The 17,915-nt window shown below is 63.6% G+C and carries 10 protein-coding genes and 2 pseudogenes; all 12 read left to right on the top strand.

What is annotated here, in order from left to right; genetic code table 11:
- Position 1: 1 nt before the first annotated feature.
- The 12 genes and pseudogenes from tssJ (at position 2) to ACY8GK_RS07925 (ending at position 17,629) form a co-directional block, all read left to right on the top strand.
- Positions 2-493, top strand: a complete 492-nt coding sequence (tssJ, locus tag ACY8GK_RS07980; protein ID WP_462402781.1) for a type VI secretion system lipoprotein TssJ — start codon at positions 2-4, stop codon at positions 491-493.
- Positions 490-1,200 (top strand): annotated as a pseudogene (tssK, locus tag ACY8GK_RS07975) (type VI secretion system baseplate subunit TssK); the annotation flags it as partial. The gene tssJ and the pseudogene tssK, both read left to right, overlap by 4 nt.
- Positions 1,157-2,047: a type IVB secretion system protein IcmH/DotU gene (gene icmH / locus ACY8GK_RS07970; RefSeq protein ID WP_462402780.1), complete on the top strand. Its 891-nt coding sequence runs from the start codon at positions 1,157-1,159 to the stop codon at positions 2,045-2,047. The pseudogene tssK and the gene icmH, both read left to right, overlap by 44 nt.
- Positions 2,048-2,062: 15 nt before the next feature.
- Positions 2,063-5,551 (top strand): type VI secretion system membrane subunit TssM, encoded by a 3,489-nt coding sequence (gene tssM / locus ACY8GK_RS07965; protein ID WP_462402779.1) that lies wholly within the window; start codon positions 2,063-2,065, stop codon positions 5,549-5,551.
- Positions 5,551-6,279, top strand: a complete 729-nt coding sequence (locus tag ACY8GK_RS07960; protein ID WP_462402778.1) for a PP2C family protein-serine/threonine phosphatase — start codon at positions 5,551-5,553, stop codon at positions 6,277-6,279. Before tssM ends, ACY8GK_RS07960 begins: the two co-directional genes overlap by 1 nt.
- 14 nt (positions 6,280-6,293) lie before the next feature.
- Positions 6,294-7,286, top strand: coding sequence for a serine/threonine-protein kinase (locus tag ACY8GK_RS07955; RefSeq protein WP_462402777.1), 993 nt, complete (start codon positions 6,294-6,296; stop codon positions 7,284-7,286).
- A pseudogene (locus tag ACY8GK_RS07950) lies at positions 7,287-9,305 on the top strand (type VI secretion system Vgr family protein); the annotation flags it as partial.
- Between the two features lie 480 nt (positions 9,306-9,785).
- Positions 9,786-12,896 (top strand): phospholipase D-like domain-containing protein, encoded by a 3,111-nt coding sequence (locus tag ACY8GK_RS07945; RefSeq protein WP_462402998.1) that lies wholly within the window; start codon positions 9,786-9,788, stop codon positions 12,894-12,896.
- Positions 12,896-13,999 (top strand): hypothetical protein, encoded by a 1,104-nt coding sequence (locus ACY8GK_RS07940; RefSeq protein WP_462402776.1) that lies wholly within the window; start codon positions 12,896-12,898, stop codon positions 13,997-13,999. The genes ACY8GK_RS07945 and ACY8GK_RS07940 overlap by 1 nt, the downstream gene beginning before the upstream one ends.
- A gap of 118 nt (positions 14,000-14,117) precedes the next feature.
- Complete coding sequence (locus ACY8GK_RS07935) at positions 14,118-15,233, top strand: hypothetical protein (protein WP_462402775.1); 1,116 nt, start codon at positions 14,118-14,120, stop codon at positions 15,231-15,233.
- A 118-nt stretch (positions 15,234-15,351) separates the two neighbouring features.
- Complete coding sequence (locus ACY8GK_RS07930; protein ID WP_462402774.1) at positions 15,352-16,455, top strand: hypothetical protein; 1,104 nt, start codon at positions 15,352-15,354, stop codon at positions 16,453-16,455.
- A gap of 70 nt (positions 16,456-16,525) precedes the next feature.
- Positions 16,526-17,629, top strand: a complete 1,104-nt coding sequence (locus ACY8GK_RS07925) for a hypothetical protein (RefSeq protein ID WP_462402773.1) — start codon at positions 16,526-16,528, stop codon at positions 17,627-17,629.
- Positions 17,630-17,915: the final 286 nt, after the last annotated feature.

The following is a 17,915-nucleotide window of genomic DNA, read 5'->3' as shown; positions in this document are numbered from 1 at the left end:
CATGAGATGCATCAAGACCTCGATCGGTGCGTTGGGAGCGTTGTTGCTGGTTGGCTGCTCAACGCTTTCGCCCTACTCGAGCCAGACCAAGCTGCAGCTGACCCTGCAGAGCAGCGAGTACCTCAACCTCGACATCAACGGCCGGGCCTCGCCACTGGTACTGCGGCTGTATGAACTCAAGCACCCGGCAGCGTTCGAGAGCACCGATTTCTTCAGTCTCTATGAACGGGGCAAGGAGGTGCTTGGCCCGGACCTGGTCAACAGCGAGGAGCTGGAGTTGCGTCCCGGACAGAACCTAGAACTGAAGCTCACGGTTGGCCCCGACAGTCGCTACGTTGGCTTGCTGGCCGCCTATCGCGATCTTTCCGATACCCGGTGGCGCTACGTGATCGGCGTCCGCGCGCAGGAGCTGACCCGCGTCGCGCTGACCCTGGACGAGACGGGTATCGATGATGCTGCCGATTCCCTGCCCCGGGAGACCGACCGTCCATGAACATGCACAAGGTCATCTGGAAGGAAGGGATGCTGCTGCGCCCGCAACATTTCCAGCAGAACGATCGGTACTACGATCACCAGATGAAATCACGCACCCGCTTGCTGGGCCGCTATACCTGGGGGTTCCTCGACCTGGATATCGATCTGCAGTTTCTGGCCATGGGCAAGCTTGTGGTCAGTCGCGCATCCGGCGTGCTGCCCGATGGCACCTTGTTCAATCTCGAGAGCACAGGTGAACCCTTGGCCGTGGACGTGCCGCCGAACATCACCGCAACGCCGGTTTACCTGGCCTTGCCTCTGGTCACCGGGGGGCATGTCGAAGCCCGGCGCTTCGATCAGCAGGACGTGCTGGCCCGGTATACGGCGTACGACATGGAGATATCCGACTCCAATGCCGGCGAAGACTTCAGCAGCCAGGTCAGTTGCGCGCGCCCCGACTTCCACCTGCTGTTGGGCGAGCAGCAGAATGACCAGACGTACGTCAAGCTGAAGGTGTGCCTGATCGGCACCAGTTCTCCCGACAGCGCGATCACGCTCGACAGCGACTTCGTACCGAGCTTCGTCGACAGTCATCGATCAACCTACCTGCTGTCGTGCCTGAAGGAAGTGATCAGCCTGCTGGACAATCGCGGCGAAATCCTGGCTGAGCGCATTCGCGCCAATGGCAAGGTCGGTGGCGCCGAGGTCGGCGATTTTCTCATGCTCCCATAGCCAGGACGACCGGACCGTCCTGGTCAACCAGCACGGCGAGCGTCCTGTCCAGGAACCGCTGACGGACTTTGCCCGCCCGCCGCGCTATGAAGACCTGGAGGCGCGAATGATCCATGCCTCCAGTGCGCCAGACACCTTCGACATTGGCATCAATCCGCTGGTCTCGGCTGCTGCGCCCTTGCTCTCGGCGATCGTCGATATCAAGTCGAGTGCCGAGCAGCGCAGCCTCAGCGTGCTCAAGACCCGGCTGGTGGAGCACCTGCGCCACTTCGAAGCCCGTTCGCTGGAGGTGGGCGTGGATAACGGCCAGGTCATGGCCGCGCGCTACGTCCTTTGCACGGTGGCCGACGAAGCGGTAGTGACCACGGCGTGGGGCAACGAAAGCGAGTGGTCGACCATCAGCCTGCTAAGCAGCCTGCACAACGAGACCTTCGGTGGCGAGAAGTTCTTCCAGCTCCTGGAAAACATGGGGCGCAACCCGATGAAGCATTTGCCGATGCTGGAGCTGATGTACATCTGCCTGTCACTGGGTTTCGAAGGCAAGTTTCGCGTGCAAGCACGCGGCCACATCGAGCTGGACGCTATCCGTGACGGCTTGTATCGCCAGATCCGCCAGTTGCGCGGCGATGTCTCGCGCGAACTTTCGCCACGCTGGGCCGGCCTGGGTGATTTCCGCCAGGGCGTGCTGCGCACGGTGCCCTGGTGGCTGATAGCGACATTCACCGGCATCTGCCTGTTGGTGATGTTCTCCGGTTTCGCCTATGTGCTGGGGGAAAAACGAGAAGCGGTGCTCAAGCGTTACCAGCCCGACCCTGCCGTGGTGCTCGAGACCACGTCGTAATTTCAGGAACGTGCAATGAAAGAACTTTTTCGCAAGGCTCGGGGTTTGCTCTCCAAGACCTGGGTCTGGACCTTGCTGCTGGTGCTGATCGTCGCCCTGTCGGTGTGGTTCGTCGGCCCGCTGCTGGCGATCGCCGACCACAAGATCTGGGAAGCTGCCAGCCACCGGCTGCTGACAATCAGCCTGCTATGCCTGCTCTGGGGGCTGTTCGTCGTGTATGCCAACTGGCGCGCCAATACGCAGCAGCGTCGAGTGGAAAACGGCGACGCCGAGCAGCCCGAGCTGGCACGCCGTGTCGCCATCGAGGCCGCCGAGCGCACGCTACGCAACCGCTTCAAGGATGCCATGCGGGTTCTCGGGCGCTCGAGCCTGTACCACGGACGTAATGAACGTTGGCGCAGCGACTTGCCCTGGTACCTGGTCATCGGCCCACAAGGTGCGGGCAAGACCAGCCTGCTGGACTTCTCAGGTCTGGAGTTCCCGCTCAACCAGGTCGAACGCAAGCTCAGCCGCGATACCCGCAGCACCGAACATTGCGATTGGTATTTCGCCGAGAGTGGCGTGCTTGTCGACACCAGCGGGCGCTTCCTGACCCAGGAGGATGCATCCGTCGACGGTGCTGGCTGGGTCACATTGCTGCGGTTGCTGCGTGCTCGCCGTCGCGCCCGCCCGCTCAATGGCGTGCTGGTCACCGTCCCGGCGACGCAGCTGCTCGACGGCGATCGCGAAGCGATGATGGCGTTGGGACGCCTTCTGCGCAACCGCCTGCAGGAGATCCGCCAGCAACTGCGTGTCGACGTCCCGGTCTACCTCGTCGTGACCAAGAGCGACAAGGTAGTGGGGTTCGAGGCGTTCTTCGATCAGCTCTCTCGCGAGGAAAGCGAGCAGGTTCTCGGAGCCAGCTTCTCCAAGGAGCAGAACGGCACCGACGTGAACGTATTCACCAGTGAGTTCGAAGCGTTGCTGTCGCAGCTGAGCGGCCAGGTGATCATGCGCATGCACCAGGAGCGCGACGCACAACGTCGCGGCCTGATTCTCGACTTTCCAGTGCAACTGGGCCTGCTGGGCAACAACCTTGGCATCCTGGTGGAGGCTGCGTTCACCGGTAATCGCTACCAGCGTGCCAGCATCCTGCGTGGCTTCTACTTCACCAGCGCGCCGCATACCGACGCGGATGCCACGGCCTCTGGTCGGGACCTATCGCTGCCATTGGCTCACCGTGGCCGCGCGCGCTTCATCCACGACCTGATGAGCAAGGTCATCTTCCCCGAAGCAGTATTGGCCAGTCTCGACCGGCGCGAGGCCAGGCGCATCAGCTGGGCCCAGCGAGCGCTTTGCATTGGGGCCTTGGGCTGCCTCGGCCTGTTCGGCCTGGTCTGGGCCGGCAGCTTCGCAGCCAATGACCGAAACCTGGAGACCCTCAAGGAACTGGCAGACCGGCAAGCCGTAGAACGTGCCGCACTGACTGCCCGTGACGATGCCAGGGCAATCCTGCCTGCACTGGACAGCCGTTACGCTGCCACCCAGGTGTTTGCACCAACGGCGCAGGCACGCTACGTCGAGCGCGGCGGACTATACCAGGGGACGGCAAGCAATCCGGTGCTGCTCCAGGCTTATCAGCGCGAACTCGTCGATTTGCTGCTGCCACGCGTGGCCCAGGCCCTGGAAGCACAGATCCGAAGCGACATGGGCAGCCGCGAACGCCTGCTAGCCAGCTTGCGCACCTATCTGATGCTGAACATGCCCGAGCGGCGTGACCGGCAGTTGCTCGAGCAATGGATGGCCGAGCAATGGGCGCAGCGTTACCCAGGCAATGCCCAATTGCAAAACGACCTGACCGGTCATCTCCAACGTCTGCTCGACTTGCGCTTCGCTTATTCACTCGACGACGCACTGGTGGCCCAGGCGCGCCAGGTGCTGCGTCGGGAATCGCTGGCCACGGTGGTCTATCGAGTGCTCCGCGACAAAGCCCGCAGCCTGCCAGAGTACCGCCTGAGCCAGCATCTGGGGCCCCAGGGTGGGGTGTTCGTCGGTACCGACTACACCATCCCCGGCTTCTATACCCAGCGCGGCTACCAACGCTATTTCATGGTGCAAGGCGCAGGGCTGGTGCGGGACATCCTGCGTGACAACTGGGTGCTGGGAGAGGGCAGCAGCCTGAGTGCCATGGACATGCGCCGATTGCTCGTCGAACTCGAACAGCTATATTTCAACGACTACATCAGCTACTGGGGCGAGGCGGTCGGCCAGGTGGCGCTGGATCCCTTCACCAATGCCCAGCAAGGCGCCCGCCAGTTGGCCAGCCTTGGCGCGACCAACTCGCCGTTGCTGGCCATGCTTGCGCAGATTCGCGAGAACACTCGTTTCGCCGCGTTGGCAGGCGACAGCCGTGCCACGGCGTCCATCGAGGAGCAGGGTGGCGAGCCGGGCAAGGCCGCCGCGGTCGCCAGCGCCGCCGGGCGGACCCTGGCCAGACGTGGTGCCGATACTGCGCGCAAGGCCTTGGAACGGCGCTTCGAGCCGCTGCACCGACTGCTCGATGACGACAACGGTCCAGGCGCTGATCTTGCCGCGATGTTCCAGACGCTCGACGACTTGCAGGCGCAACTGACCGACCTGGCGCGCTCCAGCCAACCCCAGCACGCGGCCTATGAACTGGCCAAGGGGCGCATGGCAGGTAACCGGCGCGATCCGTTGAGCAACCTGCGCGACGCAGCCATGCGTCTGCCACGCCCTGTCGGCGGCTGGTTCTCGACCTTGGCCGATGACAGCTGGATGTTGCTGCTGGACAACAGTTACGAGTACATCAACCAGCACTACGAGACCCAGCTCTACAGCTTCTATGTCAAGGCCATCGGCGAGCGTTACCCATTCCACGCTCACAGCAGCAGCGAAGTGGCGCTGAGCGACTTCCGTGAGTTCTTCAAGGCCCAAGGGCTGGTGGACCGCTTCTTCGAAACCTACCTCAAGCCGTTCGTCATCGGCGAGCCGGGCAATTACCGTCTGCGTACCGTCGACGGCCGCAGCTTGCCGGTGTCCCAGGGCTTTCTCGAACAGATGCGGCACGTGCGGACCATCCAGCGTGGCTTCTTCGTCGACGACCCCAGCACGCCGCAGGTGCAGTTCAGGCTCGAGCCCCACACCCTCGATTCGACGGTAGGCCGCGCCGAGTTCCGCCTGGGCAAGCAACACATGGTCTACCGTCATGGGCCGATCGTGCCAATGGCCTTCAAGTGGCCGACCGAGGCTGACGATGACCGAGCCAGCCTGTCGCTGGAGACGCTCGGAGGCAAGACGATGGCGCTGGAGAAGAACGAGGGGCCATGGTCGCTGTTCCGCCTGTTCGACCTGATGCAGACCGAGTACCAGAGCGGTCGCGATGTCCTGATGATCAAGGGCAACGTCGGCGGCATGCGAGCCAACTATCTGGTGCTGACCCAACGTTCGCCGAATCCGTTCGACCTCGCCGCGGTACGCAACCTGCGCATGCCGGTGTCGCTGTGATGGTGGCCGACAGTCATTGGCGAAGCGCCGGACGCACTGCCTTGGGCAAGGTGCGTACGCGCAACGAAGACGCCTACCTCGAACGTCCCGAGCGTGGCTTGTGGGCGGTAGCCGACGGCATGGGTGGCCATCAGGCCGGCGACCTGGCCAGCCTGATGGTGGTCGAGGCGTTGGCTGGATTGAGTTTGGCAGGTGGCTTCGACGAGCAGGTGCGCGAGGTGCGTCAGTGCCTGCACTGGGTCGATCGGCGCTTGGGCGATGCCCTGACGGTCGTTAGCGGCCGTGCTGCCCCGATCATGGGCAGCACCGTGGTCGCTTTATTGATCCATGAGCGACGCGCGGCCTGTATCTGGGCCGGCGATAGCCGCTGTTACCTCTGGCGCGACAGACGTCTGTTCCAGCTGACCCGCGATCACTCGCTGCGCCAGCGCTGGATCGATGAACGCAAGTTCGCCACCGAACAGGCTCGGCAGCGGCCTGGGGGGCATGCGCTGACGCGCGCCTTGGGCAGCCCCCAGGTGCTGCGCCTGGACGTGCTCGAATTCCGAGTGATGCCCAGCGACACCTTTCTGCTGTGCAGTGACGGTCTATACCATGACCAGAGCGACGAGACGTTCGGCAAGGCGCTGGACCAGGCGCAGCCAAGCCGAGCGCTGGACTATCTGTTTGGCAGGACGCTACTGGGCAAGGCGCCCGACAACCTCACCGGCGTGGTGATTCGCCAGTGAACGCGCCCCGGTCCATGTTGCACAGTGACAATGCCTCAGCGAACGGGTCTGCCCCGGACGTCGAGCGCGGGGACGTCGCTCTGACGATCACCGGGGCGCGACTGCCCGGCGTGCTGCCGCCGATTCTCAATGATCGCTACAAGCTCGAGGGGTTGCTCGGCGCGGGAGGCATGGGGCTGGTCTACCGCGCACGTGACCTGCTCAGCGAGCGGTTCGGTGAACCTGATCCTTATTGCGCGATCAAGCTGCTGCGCGATGACGTAGCCGAGTGCCCAGGTGCAAGCGCACTGTTGTACAGCGAATTCGCCCTGGCCTCTCATTTGCCGCACCCCAATGTCGTCAGGGTGCATGGCTTCGAGGTCGATGGCGGTTGCCAGCGAGCGTTCTTCAGCATGCAGCTGTTACGCGGCAAGCCTCTTGATCGCGTGCTCTGCGAACGGCCCCAGGGTCTGGCATGGGACGAGCTGCGCGGTATCGTGCTGCCGCTGCTCGAGGCGCTGGCGTTTGCCCATGACCGCGGCGTACTCCATGGCGATATCAAGCCCAGCAACCTGATGCTCACCGAACATGGCCCGCAGCTGTTCGACTTCGGCCTGGGCCAGGCGCTGGGCGGAGCGCTCAGTGGCCTGGCTCGGCTGAGCCGCGACCGGATCCATGCCTGGACCCCAGCCTACGCCGCTCCGGAGCTGCGTGATGGCGCGGCCTTGTCGCCCGCCACAGACGTCTTCGCTGCCGCCTGCCTGATCTACGAACTGGTCAGCGGCCAGCGGCCATTCGGCGCCGATGCGCGACTGCTCCGCGAAGCGCCCGCCAATCAGCGCCTGCAACGGCCGGCGCACCTGCCCGCCAGAGCCTGGGGCGCGCTGCTCCAGGCGCTCGCTCTGGAGCCCGCGCAGCGGCGAATCAGTGCCGGCGAACTGCACGAAGTCGTGGCGACAGCCGGTGCTCCGGCGTGGCGTCGATGGCTCGGCCAGGGCCAAGCAAATCTTCAGACAGGAATAAGCTAAATGTTCAACCCCAGCAACCACACCCACTTCAGCCTGACCCTGGACCACCCCGAGGCCGACTTCCAGGTCCTGTCGTTCAAGGGCCGCGAGGCCATCAGCCAACCTTATCGCTTCGAGCTGGAGCTGGTCAGCGAGCGCCCCGACCTGGACCTGCACAGCCTGCTGCACCGCACCGCGTTCCTCGCGTTCGACCCGGCCGGGCATGGCCTGCACGGCCAGGTCCAGCAAGCCGCCCAGGGCGACCCCGGCCGGCGCCTGCACCGCTACCAGCTAGTCCTGGTGCCGCGCCTGGCCTACCTGGCGCACCGCCATAACCTGCGCATCTTCCAGCAGCAGAGCGTGCCGCAGATCATCACCCGCATCCTCCAGGAGCACGGCATCCAGGCCGACGCCTTCCGCTTCGCCCTCGGCACGCCCTGCCCGGTGCGCGAATACTGCGTGCAGTACCGCGAGAGCGACCTGCACTTCGTCCAGCGCCTGTGCGAGGAAGAGGGCCTGCACTACCACTTCGAGCACAGCCGCGACGGCCACCTGCTGGTGTTCGGCGACGACCAGGTGTTCTTTCCCCGGCTCGGCCGATCGCTGGCCTATGTGCAGGACACCGGCCTGGCCGCCGACACGCCGGCGATCCGTCACTTCGGCGTGCGCCTGCAGACCCGCACCCGCCGCGTCAGCCGCCGCGACCACGATTTCGAGCGCCCGCGCCTGACGCTCGAGGCGAGCTGCCAGCCCGACCCGCCGCCCGAGGAGGTACTCTGCTACCCGGAGCCGGACCTGGAGGACTACGCCTACCCGGGCCGCTTCGGCGACCGCCGCCGGGGCCGCCTGCTCAGCCGCCGCGCCCTCGAGCGCCACCGCGCCGACCAGCACTTGGCCAGCGGCCGCAGCGACGCGCCGCAGCTGGCCAGCGGGCACTTCTTCGAGCTGGCCGGGCACCCGCGCGTCGAGTGGAACGACCTCTGGCTGCTCACCGAGGTGCAACACGAAGGCTACCAGCCGCAGGTGCTGGAGGAGGCGATGCCGGGCGCCACCGGCCAGCTCGACCAGACCGCCGACGAAGCGCCGCGCCAGGGCTACCGCAACCGTTTCCTGGCCACGCCCTGGAACGTGTTCTACCGTCCGCCGCTGCGCCATCCCAAGCCGCAGGTGCTCGGCAGCCAGAGCGCGGTGGTCACCGGCCCGCCCGGCGAGGAGATCTACTGCGACAAGTACGGCCGGGTCAAGGTGCAGTTCTTCTGGGATCGCGAGGGCGCGGGCGACGAGACCAGCAGCTGCTGGCTGCGCGTGGCCTCGAGCTGGGCTGGTGTGCGCTACGGCGGGCTGGCCGTGCCGCGGGTGGGCATGGAGGTGCTGGTGAGCTTCTTCGAGGGCGACCCCGACCAGCCGCTGGTCAGCGGCTGCCTGTACCACGCCGAGAACCGGGTGCCCTACGAGCTGCCCGAGCACAAGACCCGCAGTGTGTTCAAGAGCGCCAGCAGCCCCGGCGGCCAGGGCTGCAACGAGCTGCGCATCGAGGACAGGCGCGGCGCGGAGCAGATCTACGTGCACGCCCAGCGCGACTGGGACGCGCACATCGGTCACGACCAGAAGCTGCACGTCGGGCACCAGCGCCATGACACGGTGCACGACAACAGCTACAGCCTGTGTCAGGGCGAAGAACACCGCACCACCGTAGGCGATCGCAAGACCGCGCTGCAGGCCAGCGACCACCTGATCGTGGACGGCAACCAGCACGTGAAGGTTGGCGGTTCGCAGCGGGTGGAGGCTGGCCGGGAGATCCACATCAAGGCCGGCGAGCGGCTGCTGATCGAAGCCGACCTGGAGCTGACGCTCAGCGTCGGCGGCAGCTTCATCAAGCTCGACCCTGGCGGGGTGACGGTGGTGGGCGAGCAGATCCTGTTCAATAGTGGCGGCTCGCCGGGAGTGGTGAGCGGGCTCGCGCTGCAGACGCCGACGCTGCCGGTGGCGCCGCCCTCGGCCGATACCGGCGCGCCGCCCGCGCCGGCCCAGGCCAACGTCAGGTCGCCCAGCGAAGAGCGTCCGTCGAAGGAGCGTTTCTTCGACATCGCCCTTGCCGACGTACCCGGTGACGAGGGTTTTCCGCTGCGGCAGACCGCCTGGCAGATCGTCCAGGAGACCGGCCAACCCCCACTGCTCGAAGGCGTGACCGACCAGGACGGCCGGGTCCAGATCGACGAGCCCCAGCGCCTGGAGCTGTCCGCCGCCTGCGCCCGGGGCGAGCCGCTATGGCTGTGCTACGCGGGGCAGCGGGTGCCGATAGCGGTACATGAGGCGCCAGCGGCGGCCACCACACAGGCGCAGGCGCAAACGGAACGCCTGAGCCAGGCAGCACAGGACTTCCACGACAGCCCCCGGCAACGCCCGCTCGACAATGTCGCGACCGCCCGTGGCCACCAGGCCGAGGCTGCCTCCTCGGCCCCTTACAACGGTGTTCGCCACAAAGAGCTCACCCAGGTCAATACCGCTGACGGCAAGGCCATGCGGGCGGTGAGCGCACCGGACTTCTTCGTGCGCGACCCCAACGCCTTCGCCCCGAAGCGCAGCGGCCACGACGTGCGCTTCTTCACCACCGGCAAGGACTACTACCTGGACCTGGCGCAGGCCATCGGCCAGGCGCGCACGTCGATCTTCATCACCGGCTGGCAGGTCAACTACGACGTGACCCTCGACGGCAAGCAGAGTCTCTGGCAGTGCCTGCGCACGGCGCTGATGCGCAGCAGCCAGCTCAAGGTGTTCGTCATGCCCTGGTTGAGCCCCGCCGCAAGTGTCGGCACGCACGACTTCGAGACGATGCTGGCGATCTTCCACCTCAACGCTGGCCTGAAGGAGCCTCGGGCCTTCTGTACGCCAGCCATCCAGCAAAGCGACATGAAAGGGCTGGGCTCGACCTTCTCCCATCATCAGAAAGCCGTGGTGATCGACAACCACATCGGTTATGTAGGCGGCATCGATCTGGCCTATGGCCGGCGCGATGACAACGACTTCAGCCTCGACGCCAGCGACCGTCGCGGCAACGATGCCTACAACCCGTGCATCCCGCACCTGGGCTGGATGCCGATGCACGAGCACGTCAGTCGCGCGGGCCTGTTGCTGGCAACCTTGTTCGACCTCTCCGGGACCGGCACGACCGGCGTGCTCAACGCCGCCACCTGGGTCCGCGACTTCTTCGCCAGCCCCCGCCACCCGGTGCTCGAATGGATGGTCAAGGGCGGCCGCAGCCTCAAGGAGCAGTTCGCCGCATTCGACCCGCTAGCAGCGCCCAGGCAATACCTGACCGACCTGGTCATCCGCAGCATCACCGCGCTGATCAAGGACAACTGGCGGCGCCTGCCGTTGGCCGAGCCGCTCAAAGGCCAGGTCGAGGGCTGGATCGCCGAGGTCGACCAGTTCCAGGGTGCCCTGCACGTCGACCTGCGCTTGAAAAGCCAGGTGCTGATCAGCCAGTGGATGAACGATTCGGACCTCGGGCGCCTGGTGGCGATGTTCTGCGACAAGGGCTACGACGCGATGCCGGCCGACAAGCTGGGCTGGCTCGCCGGTCTCGAAGAGGTCGCCATCGCGCTGCTCGGGCATTTCTATGCGCTGCTGCAAAGCCGTCTGGAAAACCGCCAGGCGCCTTTCCGCTACCTCGAGCACGAGCACCAGCCGCTGGCCTCCGCCGACTACAGTACCCTGGCCAAGGACCAGCCGCGCATGCCCTGGCAGGACGTCCACAGCCGCATCGAAGGGCCGGCAGTGTACGACCTGGCGCGCAACTTCATCGACCGCTGGAACGGCCAGCAGGCCTACATCGCCGACATCCAGCCGCTGGGGAAGACCGCGGTGGTGGTGGCGTTCATGGAGTGGTTGAACCGACTGGCCCGCGACGCCGGGCTGCCGCACCACCTGGGCCTGGACGATCGCATCCGCCTGGAGATGCCCAAGCCGCGGCCGGTCTGGATCGACCAGCCGCAGGACTTGCCACGACCCCCGACGACGGTGCCCGGCAAGGTCAGCGTCCAGGTGCTGCGCAGCGCGTCGGCCAGGATGCTCGCCCAGGAAGCCAAGGGCCGCGCAAAGGCCCAGGTGGAACTGCCGCAGCCGCCAGGGACCAATGCCGGCGGGGTACAGGCCGACTGCTACCACGCCATGCTGCAGGCCATCTCCAGCGCCCAGCATTTCCTCTACATCGAGAACCAGTTCTTTCAGAGCGACTTCGGTAAGGACGGTGAACTGAACGACAAGCAGGACCTGTCCGGTCCCATGGCCAGCCTGCGCGACCCCTTGACCCTGCGTCAGGACTTCGTGGAACGGATCAACCTGCGCGAGGCGCTCGAACGGCAGGACTTCGCCCTGATCGACTGGAAGGAGGTCAAGGCCATTGGCAAGACGCCCGACAAGGAGGCGTACAAGTTTCTCGGGGACTTGCGGCGCATCTGGCAGACCAATGCGCAAGGCTGGTTGACCCAGAAACTGGGACGTCAGGAGCCGCTGGGCAACACCATCGGCCAGGCCCTGGCCGACCGCATCGGCCGGGCCATCGACGAAGACCTGCCGTTCCATGTGTACCTGGTGTTGCCGGTGCACCCGGAAGGCACCCTGGATACGCTGAACGTGATGCACCAGGTGCACCTGACCCAGCAGAGCCTGGTGTTCGGCCAGCACAGCCTGGTCAGGCGGATTCAGCGGCGCATGGCGCTCAAGGCGGTGATGGCGCGCGGGGCGTCACGCGAGGAGGCGCTGGCGATCATCGAGCGGGTGGATGGCAATGAACAGCCGGCCTATGCCCATCAGGACTGGACCCGATACCTGACCCTGCTGAACCTGCGCACCTGGACCACCCTGCGCGAACGGGTGGTGACCGAGCAGATCTACGTGCACAGCAAGCTGCTGATCGCCGACGACCGGGTGGCGATCCTTGGCAGCGCCAACATCAACGACCGCAGCCTGCGCGGTATGCGCGACTCGGAGCTGGCGGTGATCGTGCGCGACAGCGAGTCGGTCGAGGTGCGACTCGATGGCCAGCACCTGCACCCGGTCGGCCGGCTGGTCCACCAGTTGCGCAAGGACCTGTGGAAAAAGCACTTCGGCATGAGCCAGACCCGGGTCGCTGGGGTGGCGCCCTTCGAGGTCGACGAGGACTTTCTCGAGCAGCCGGCCTCGGAGGCCGTCTGGCGGGCGATCCAGCAGCGGGCGAGAGATAACAGTAAAGCCTATGAGGCGGTCTTCAACTTCATTCCGCAGAACTTCAGCCAGTTCCAGGTAATCGAGGAGTCCATGCGCAAGAAGTATCGGGAGGGTTTTCCCGCATCAATCTGGCCGACCTGGACCTACAAAACAGTTGAAGATTTGAATCTGGGAGGCCAGCTGGAAGAGCCACCTGCGTGCAAGGAAGAGTTCTGGGTCAGCCGAACCCGGGCAGGCGTCAAGTTCCATCTTCCGCCTCAGGGCATACAAGGTTTCATCACCGCCCTGCCCACGGGCTGGACGAAGGGCGAGAACAACGACTCCGGCTTGAACCTGACCATTCTGGCCGGCACCGAGGAGGGCAACGGTGCCGCCACCGTTGCAAGCACCGATCGTCCCGCCACCGACAGCGAGCAAGTCTGATGAGATATCTGTTTGTGATGTATCTAGTACTGGGCCTGGGTCCCCTGACCGCCTTTGCCGAAGGCGCGCGCACCGAGTGCCTGGGCCGTTTCAAGTTTACTGCGCCCGAGCACTTCGAATGGGCTACCTACAATATCGGCAGGAAGAGGATCGACAAGCCGGGTGGACATGCCTTTTCGGAAGAGATTGGCGCAGGGTTTGAATATGGCAGCTATGCCTATGATCATCTAACCGTCAGGGTCAGCGATATCACCACGCGGCGAGCCTTCGAGTCGACTCGCCGCGCCATCTTTGGCGATATCGAACAGGCCAAGATCAACCTGAAGGAGAAACTGGAGAGCCACAAGCGCATTCTGGAGAGTATGCGCGGGCGTTATTCCGCCGAAGACATGGCTACCCAGCAAGCCCGGGTCGAGCGGGCAAAAGAAGACCTGGCGACCGTGGGAATCTACGAGCACGACTTGGGCATCCCCGATGCCCATTTCCTGGGCAGCGAGACTACGCCCTTCGAGTTCTTTCTGTGGCGCAACAACCGCGTCTACTACTTTTTCATGGACAAACCCGCCAAGAACTCCACCGAGCGCATCAAGGACCTGATCGCCCGTTTCGAGCCCCGCGAGCTGTATCAGGTGCCCAAAGGCCCCGGTGTCTGCTTCCCCTACGGTTTCATTCACGATGACGGCAAGACCGGGTTCAGCATCAAGAACAGCCTGCGTCTGGCCAGCACGCCGAACGTGATCATGAGCATGATCCACGCCTCGCCCGATGATCCGACCAAGCCCACCCGTGGCCTCTACAACACGCACTACTACCCCGGCTACGACCGGGAAAAGTGGAGGAAGTCGAAGATCCTGGAAAAACTCCAGTTCGGCAAACGCACCACGCTTCTCGAAGGCTGGCGCCTCGACCCGCGTCCCGGTTCCGGTGAGCAGGAGCGAGCCTGGTTCGCCGTCGCCCATGTGGGCGGTCTGTTCAGGTCGTTGATGGCGGTCCACATGCACACCTTCCCGCAGGGCACCGATGGGCTGAAAACCCTGACCCCACCGCCCGAAGAGGTGATCCCCAAGTTCCAGGCCATCACGCGGAGCATCCGTGAGTTTTGACGGGCGAGAACAACGACTTGGGCTTGAACCTGACCATTCTGGCCGGCACCGAGGAGGGCAACGGTGCCGCCACCGTTGCAAGCACCGATCGTCCCGCCACCGACAGCGAGCAAGTCTGATGAGATATCTGTTTGTAATGTATCTAGTACTGGGCCTGGGTCCCCTGACCGCCTTTGCCGAAGGCGCGCGCACCGAGTGCCTGGGCCGTTTCAAGTTTACTGCACCTGAGCACTTCGAATGGGCTACCTACAGTATTGACAGAACGAGAATCGACAACTCGGGCGGACATACCTTTTCGGAAAAGATTGGCGCAGAGTCCGAATATGCCGACTATGCCTATGATGGTGATGGTCTGATCATCAAGGTCAGTGACGTCACCACGCGGCGAGCCTTCGAGTTGGCCCGTGGCGCCATCTTTGGCGATATTGAACGGGCCAAGATAAATCTGAAGAAGAAGCTGGAGATCGAAAAAAGTATTCAGAACGACATGCGCGGGCGTCACTCCGCCGAAGACATGGCTGACCAGCAAGCACGGGTCGAGCGGGCGAAAGAAGAGCTGGCGACCGCAGAAGTCTACGAGCACGACCTGGGCATTCCCGATGCCCATATCCTGGGTAGCGAGACTAAGCCCTTCGAGTTCTTTCTGTGGCGCAACAGCCGCGTCTACTACTTTTCCATGAAGAAACCCGCCAAGAACTCCATCGAGCGCATCAAGGACCTGATCGCCCGTTTCGAGCCCCGCGAGCTGTATCAGGTGCCCAAAGGCCCCGGTGTCTGCTTCCCCTATGGTTTCATTCATGATGACGGCAAGACCGGGTTCAGCGTCAAGAACAGCCTGCGTCTGGCCAGCACGCCGAACGTGATCATGAGCATGGTCCACGCTTCACCGGAGAGCTCGACCCCGACCAAGCCCACCCGTGGCCTCTACGACACGCACTACGAGCCCAGCTACGACTGGAGGAAGTGGAATAGGTCGGGGATCTCGGAAAAACTCCAGTTCGGCAAACGCACCACGCTTCTCGAAGGCTGGCGCCTCGACCCGCGTCCTGACTCCGGCGAGCAGGAGCGAGCCTGGTTCGCCGTTGCCCATGTGGGCGGTCTGTTCAGGTCGTTGATGGCGGTCCACATGCGCACCTTCCCGCAGGGCACCGATGGGCTGAAAACCCTGACCCCACCGCCCGAAGAGGTGATCCCCAAGTTCCAGGCCATCACGCGGAGCATCCGTGAGTTTTGACGGGCGAGGGCAACGACTCGGGCTTGAACCTGACCATTCTGGCCGGCACCGAGGAGGGCAACGGTGCCGCCACCGTTGCAAGCACCGATCGTCCCGCCACCGACAGCGAGCAAGTCTGATGAGATATCTGTTTGTGATGTATCTAGTACTGGGCCTGGGTCCCCTGACCGCCTTTGCCGAAGGCGCGCGCACCGAGTGCCTGGGCCGTTTCAAGTTTACTGCGCCCGAGCACTTCGAATGGGCTACCTACAATATTGACAGAGCGAGAATCGACAAGCCGGGCGGACATGTCTTTTCGAAAAAGATTGGCACAGCGTTTGAATATGGCAGCTATGCCTATGATCATCTAATCATCAAGGTCAGCAACGTCACCACGCGGCGAGCCTTCGAGTTGGCCCGTGGCGCCATCTTTGGCGATGTCGAAGAGGCCAAGATCAACCTGAAGAAGAAACTGGAGATCGCAAAAAGTATTCAGGACGACATGCGCGGGCGTTATCCCGCCGAAGCCATGGCTACCCAGCAAGCCCGGGTCGAGCGGGCAAAAGAACACCTGGCGACCGTGGGAATCTACGAGCACGACTTGGGCATTCCCGATGCCCATATTCTGGGCAGCAAGACTACGCCCTACAAGTTCTTTCTCTGGCGCAACAGCCGTGTCTACTACTTTTCCATGACTCAGCCCGCCAAGAACTCCACCGAGCGCATCAAGGACCTGATCGCCCGTTTCGAGCCCCGCGAGCTGTACCAGGTGCCCAAGGGCCCCGGTGTCTGCTTCCCCTACGGTTTCATTCACGATGACGGCAAGACCGGGTTCAGCGTCAAGAACAGCCTGCGCCTGGCCAGCACGCCGAACGTGATCATGAGCATGATCCACGCCTCGCCCGATGATCCGACCAAGCCCACCGTGGGCCTCTACAACACGCACTACTACCCCGGCTACGACCGGGAAAAGTGGAGGAAGTCGAAGATCCTGGAAAAACTCCAGTTCGGCAAACGCACCACGCTTCTCGAAGGCTGGCGCCTCGACCCGCGTCCCGGTTCCGGTGAGCAGGAGCGAGCCTGGTTCGCCGTCGCCCATGTGGGCGGTCTGTTCAGGTCGTTGATGGCGGTCCACATGCACACCTTCCCGCAGGGCACCGATGGGCTGAAAACCCTGACCCCACCGCCCGAAGAGGTGATCCCCAAGTTCCAGGCCATCACGCGGAGCATCCGTGAGTTTTGACGGGCGGGGGCAACGGTGCCGCCACCGTTGCAAGCACCGATCGTCCCGCCACCGACAGCGAGCAAGTCTGATGAGATATCTGTTTGTAATGTATCTAGTACTGGGCCTGGGTCCCCTGACCGCCTTTGCCGAAGGCGCACGCACCGAGTGCCTGGGCCGTTTCAAGTTTACTGCGCCCGAGCACTTCGAATGGGCTACCTACAATATTGACAGAGCGAGAATCGACAAGCCGGGCGGACATGTCTTTTCGAAAAAGATTGGCACAGCGTTCGAATATGGCAGCTATGCCTATGACGGTCTGATCATCAAGGTCAGCAACGTCACCACGCGGCGAGCCTTCGAGTTGGCCCGTGGCGCCATCTTTGGCGATGTCGAAGAGGCCAAGATCAACCTGAAGGAGAAACTGGAGAGCCACAAGCGCATTCTGGAGAGTATGCGCGGGCGTTATTCCACCGAAGACATGGCTACCCAGCAAGCCCGGGTCGAGCGGGCAAAAGAAGACCTGGCGACCGTGGGAGTCTACGAGCACGACCTGGGCATTCCCGATGCCCATATTCTGGGCAGCAAGACTACGCCCTACAAGTTCTTTCTCTGGCGCAACAGCCGTGTCTACTACTTTTCCATGACTCAGCCCGCTAAGAACTCCACCGAGCGCATCAAGGACCTGATCGCCCGTTTCGAGCCCCGCGAGCTGTACCAGGTGCCCAAAGGCCCCGGTGTCTGCTTCCCCTACGGTTTCATTCACGATGACGGCAAGACCGGGTTCAGCGTCAAGAACAGCCTGCGCCTGGCCAGCACGCCGAACGTGATCATGAGCATGATCCATGCCTCGCCCGATGATCCGACCAAGCCCACCCGTGGCCTCTACAACACGCACTACTACCCCGGCTACGACCGGGAAAAGTGGAGGAAGTCGAAGATCCTGGAAAAACTCCAGTTCGGCAAACGCACCACGCTTCTCGAAGGCTGGCGCCTCGACCCGCGTCCCGGTTCCGGTGAGCAGGAGCGAGCCTGGTTCGCCGTTGCCCATGTGGGCGGTCTGTTCAGGTCGTTGATGGCGGTCCACATGCACACCTTCCCGCAGGGCACCGATGGGCTGAAAACCCTGACCCCACCCCCCGAAGAGGTGATCCCCAAGTTCCTGGCCATCACGCGGAGCATCCGTGAGTTTTGACGGGCGAGGGCAACGGTGCCGCCACCGTTGCAAGCACCAATCGTCCAGCAACCGACAGCGAGCAAGTCTGAAAAGATATCCGCTGTGATTTATCCGGTACTGAACCTGTGCGCTTTTGCCGAAGGAGCAGCGATATCGAGCTATATATGGATCAGGTCGAGATCATTATTTGTCAATGTGCCTCTGCGCTCTGCCCGAAAGGTGTAGTCCTTGAGTAAGGTCAATCGGTATTTGCAAAAAAGGGGGCGGCTTGAGTAGCTTCGTGAGGTCATCCTTATCTGATCGG

Source organism: Pseudomonas sp. Marseille-QA0332 (assembly GCF_054950175.1).
The sequence above is the reverse complement of the archived record's forward strand: the minus strand, read 5'-3'. Positions and strand labels throughout refer to the sequence as shown.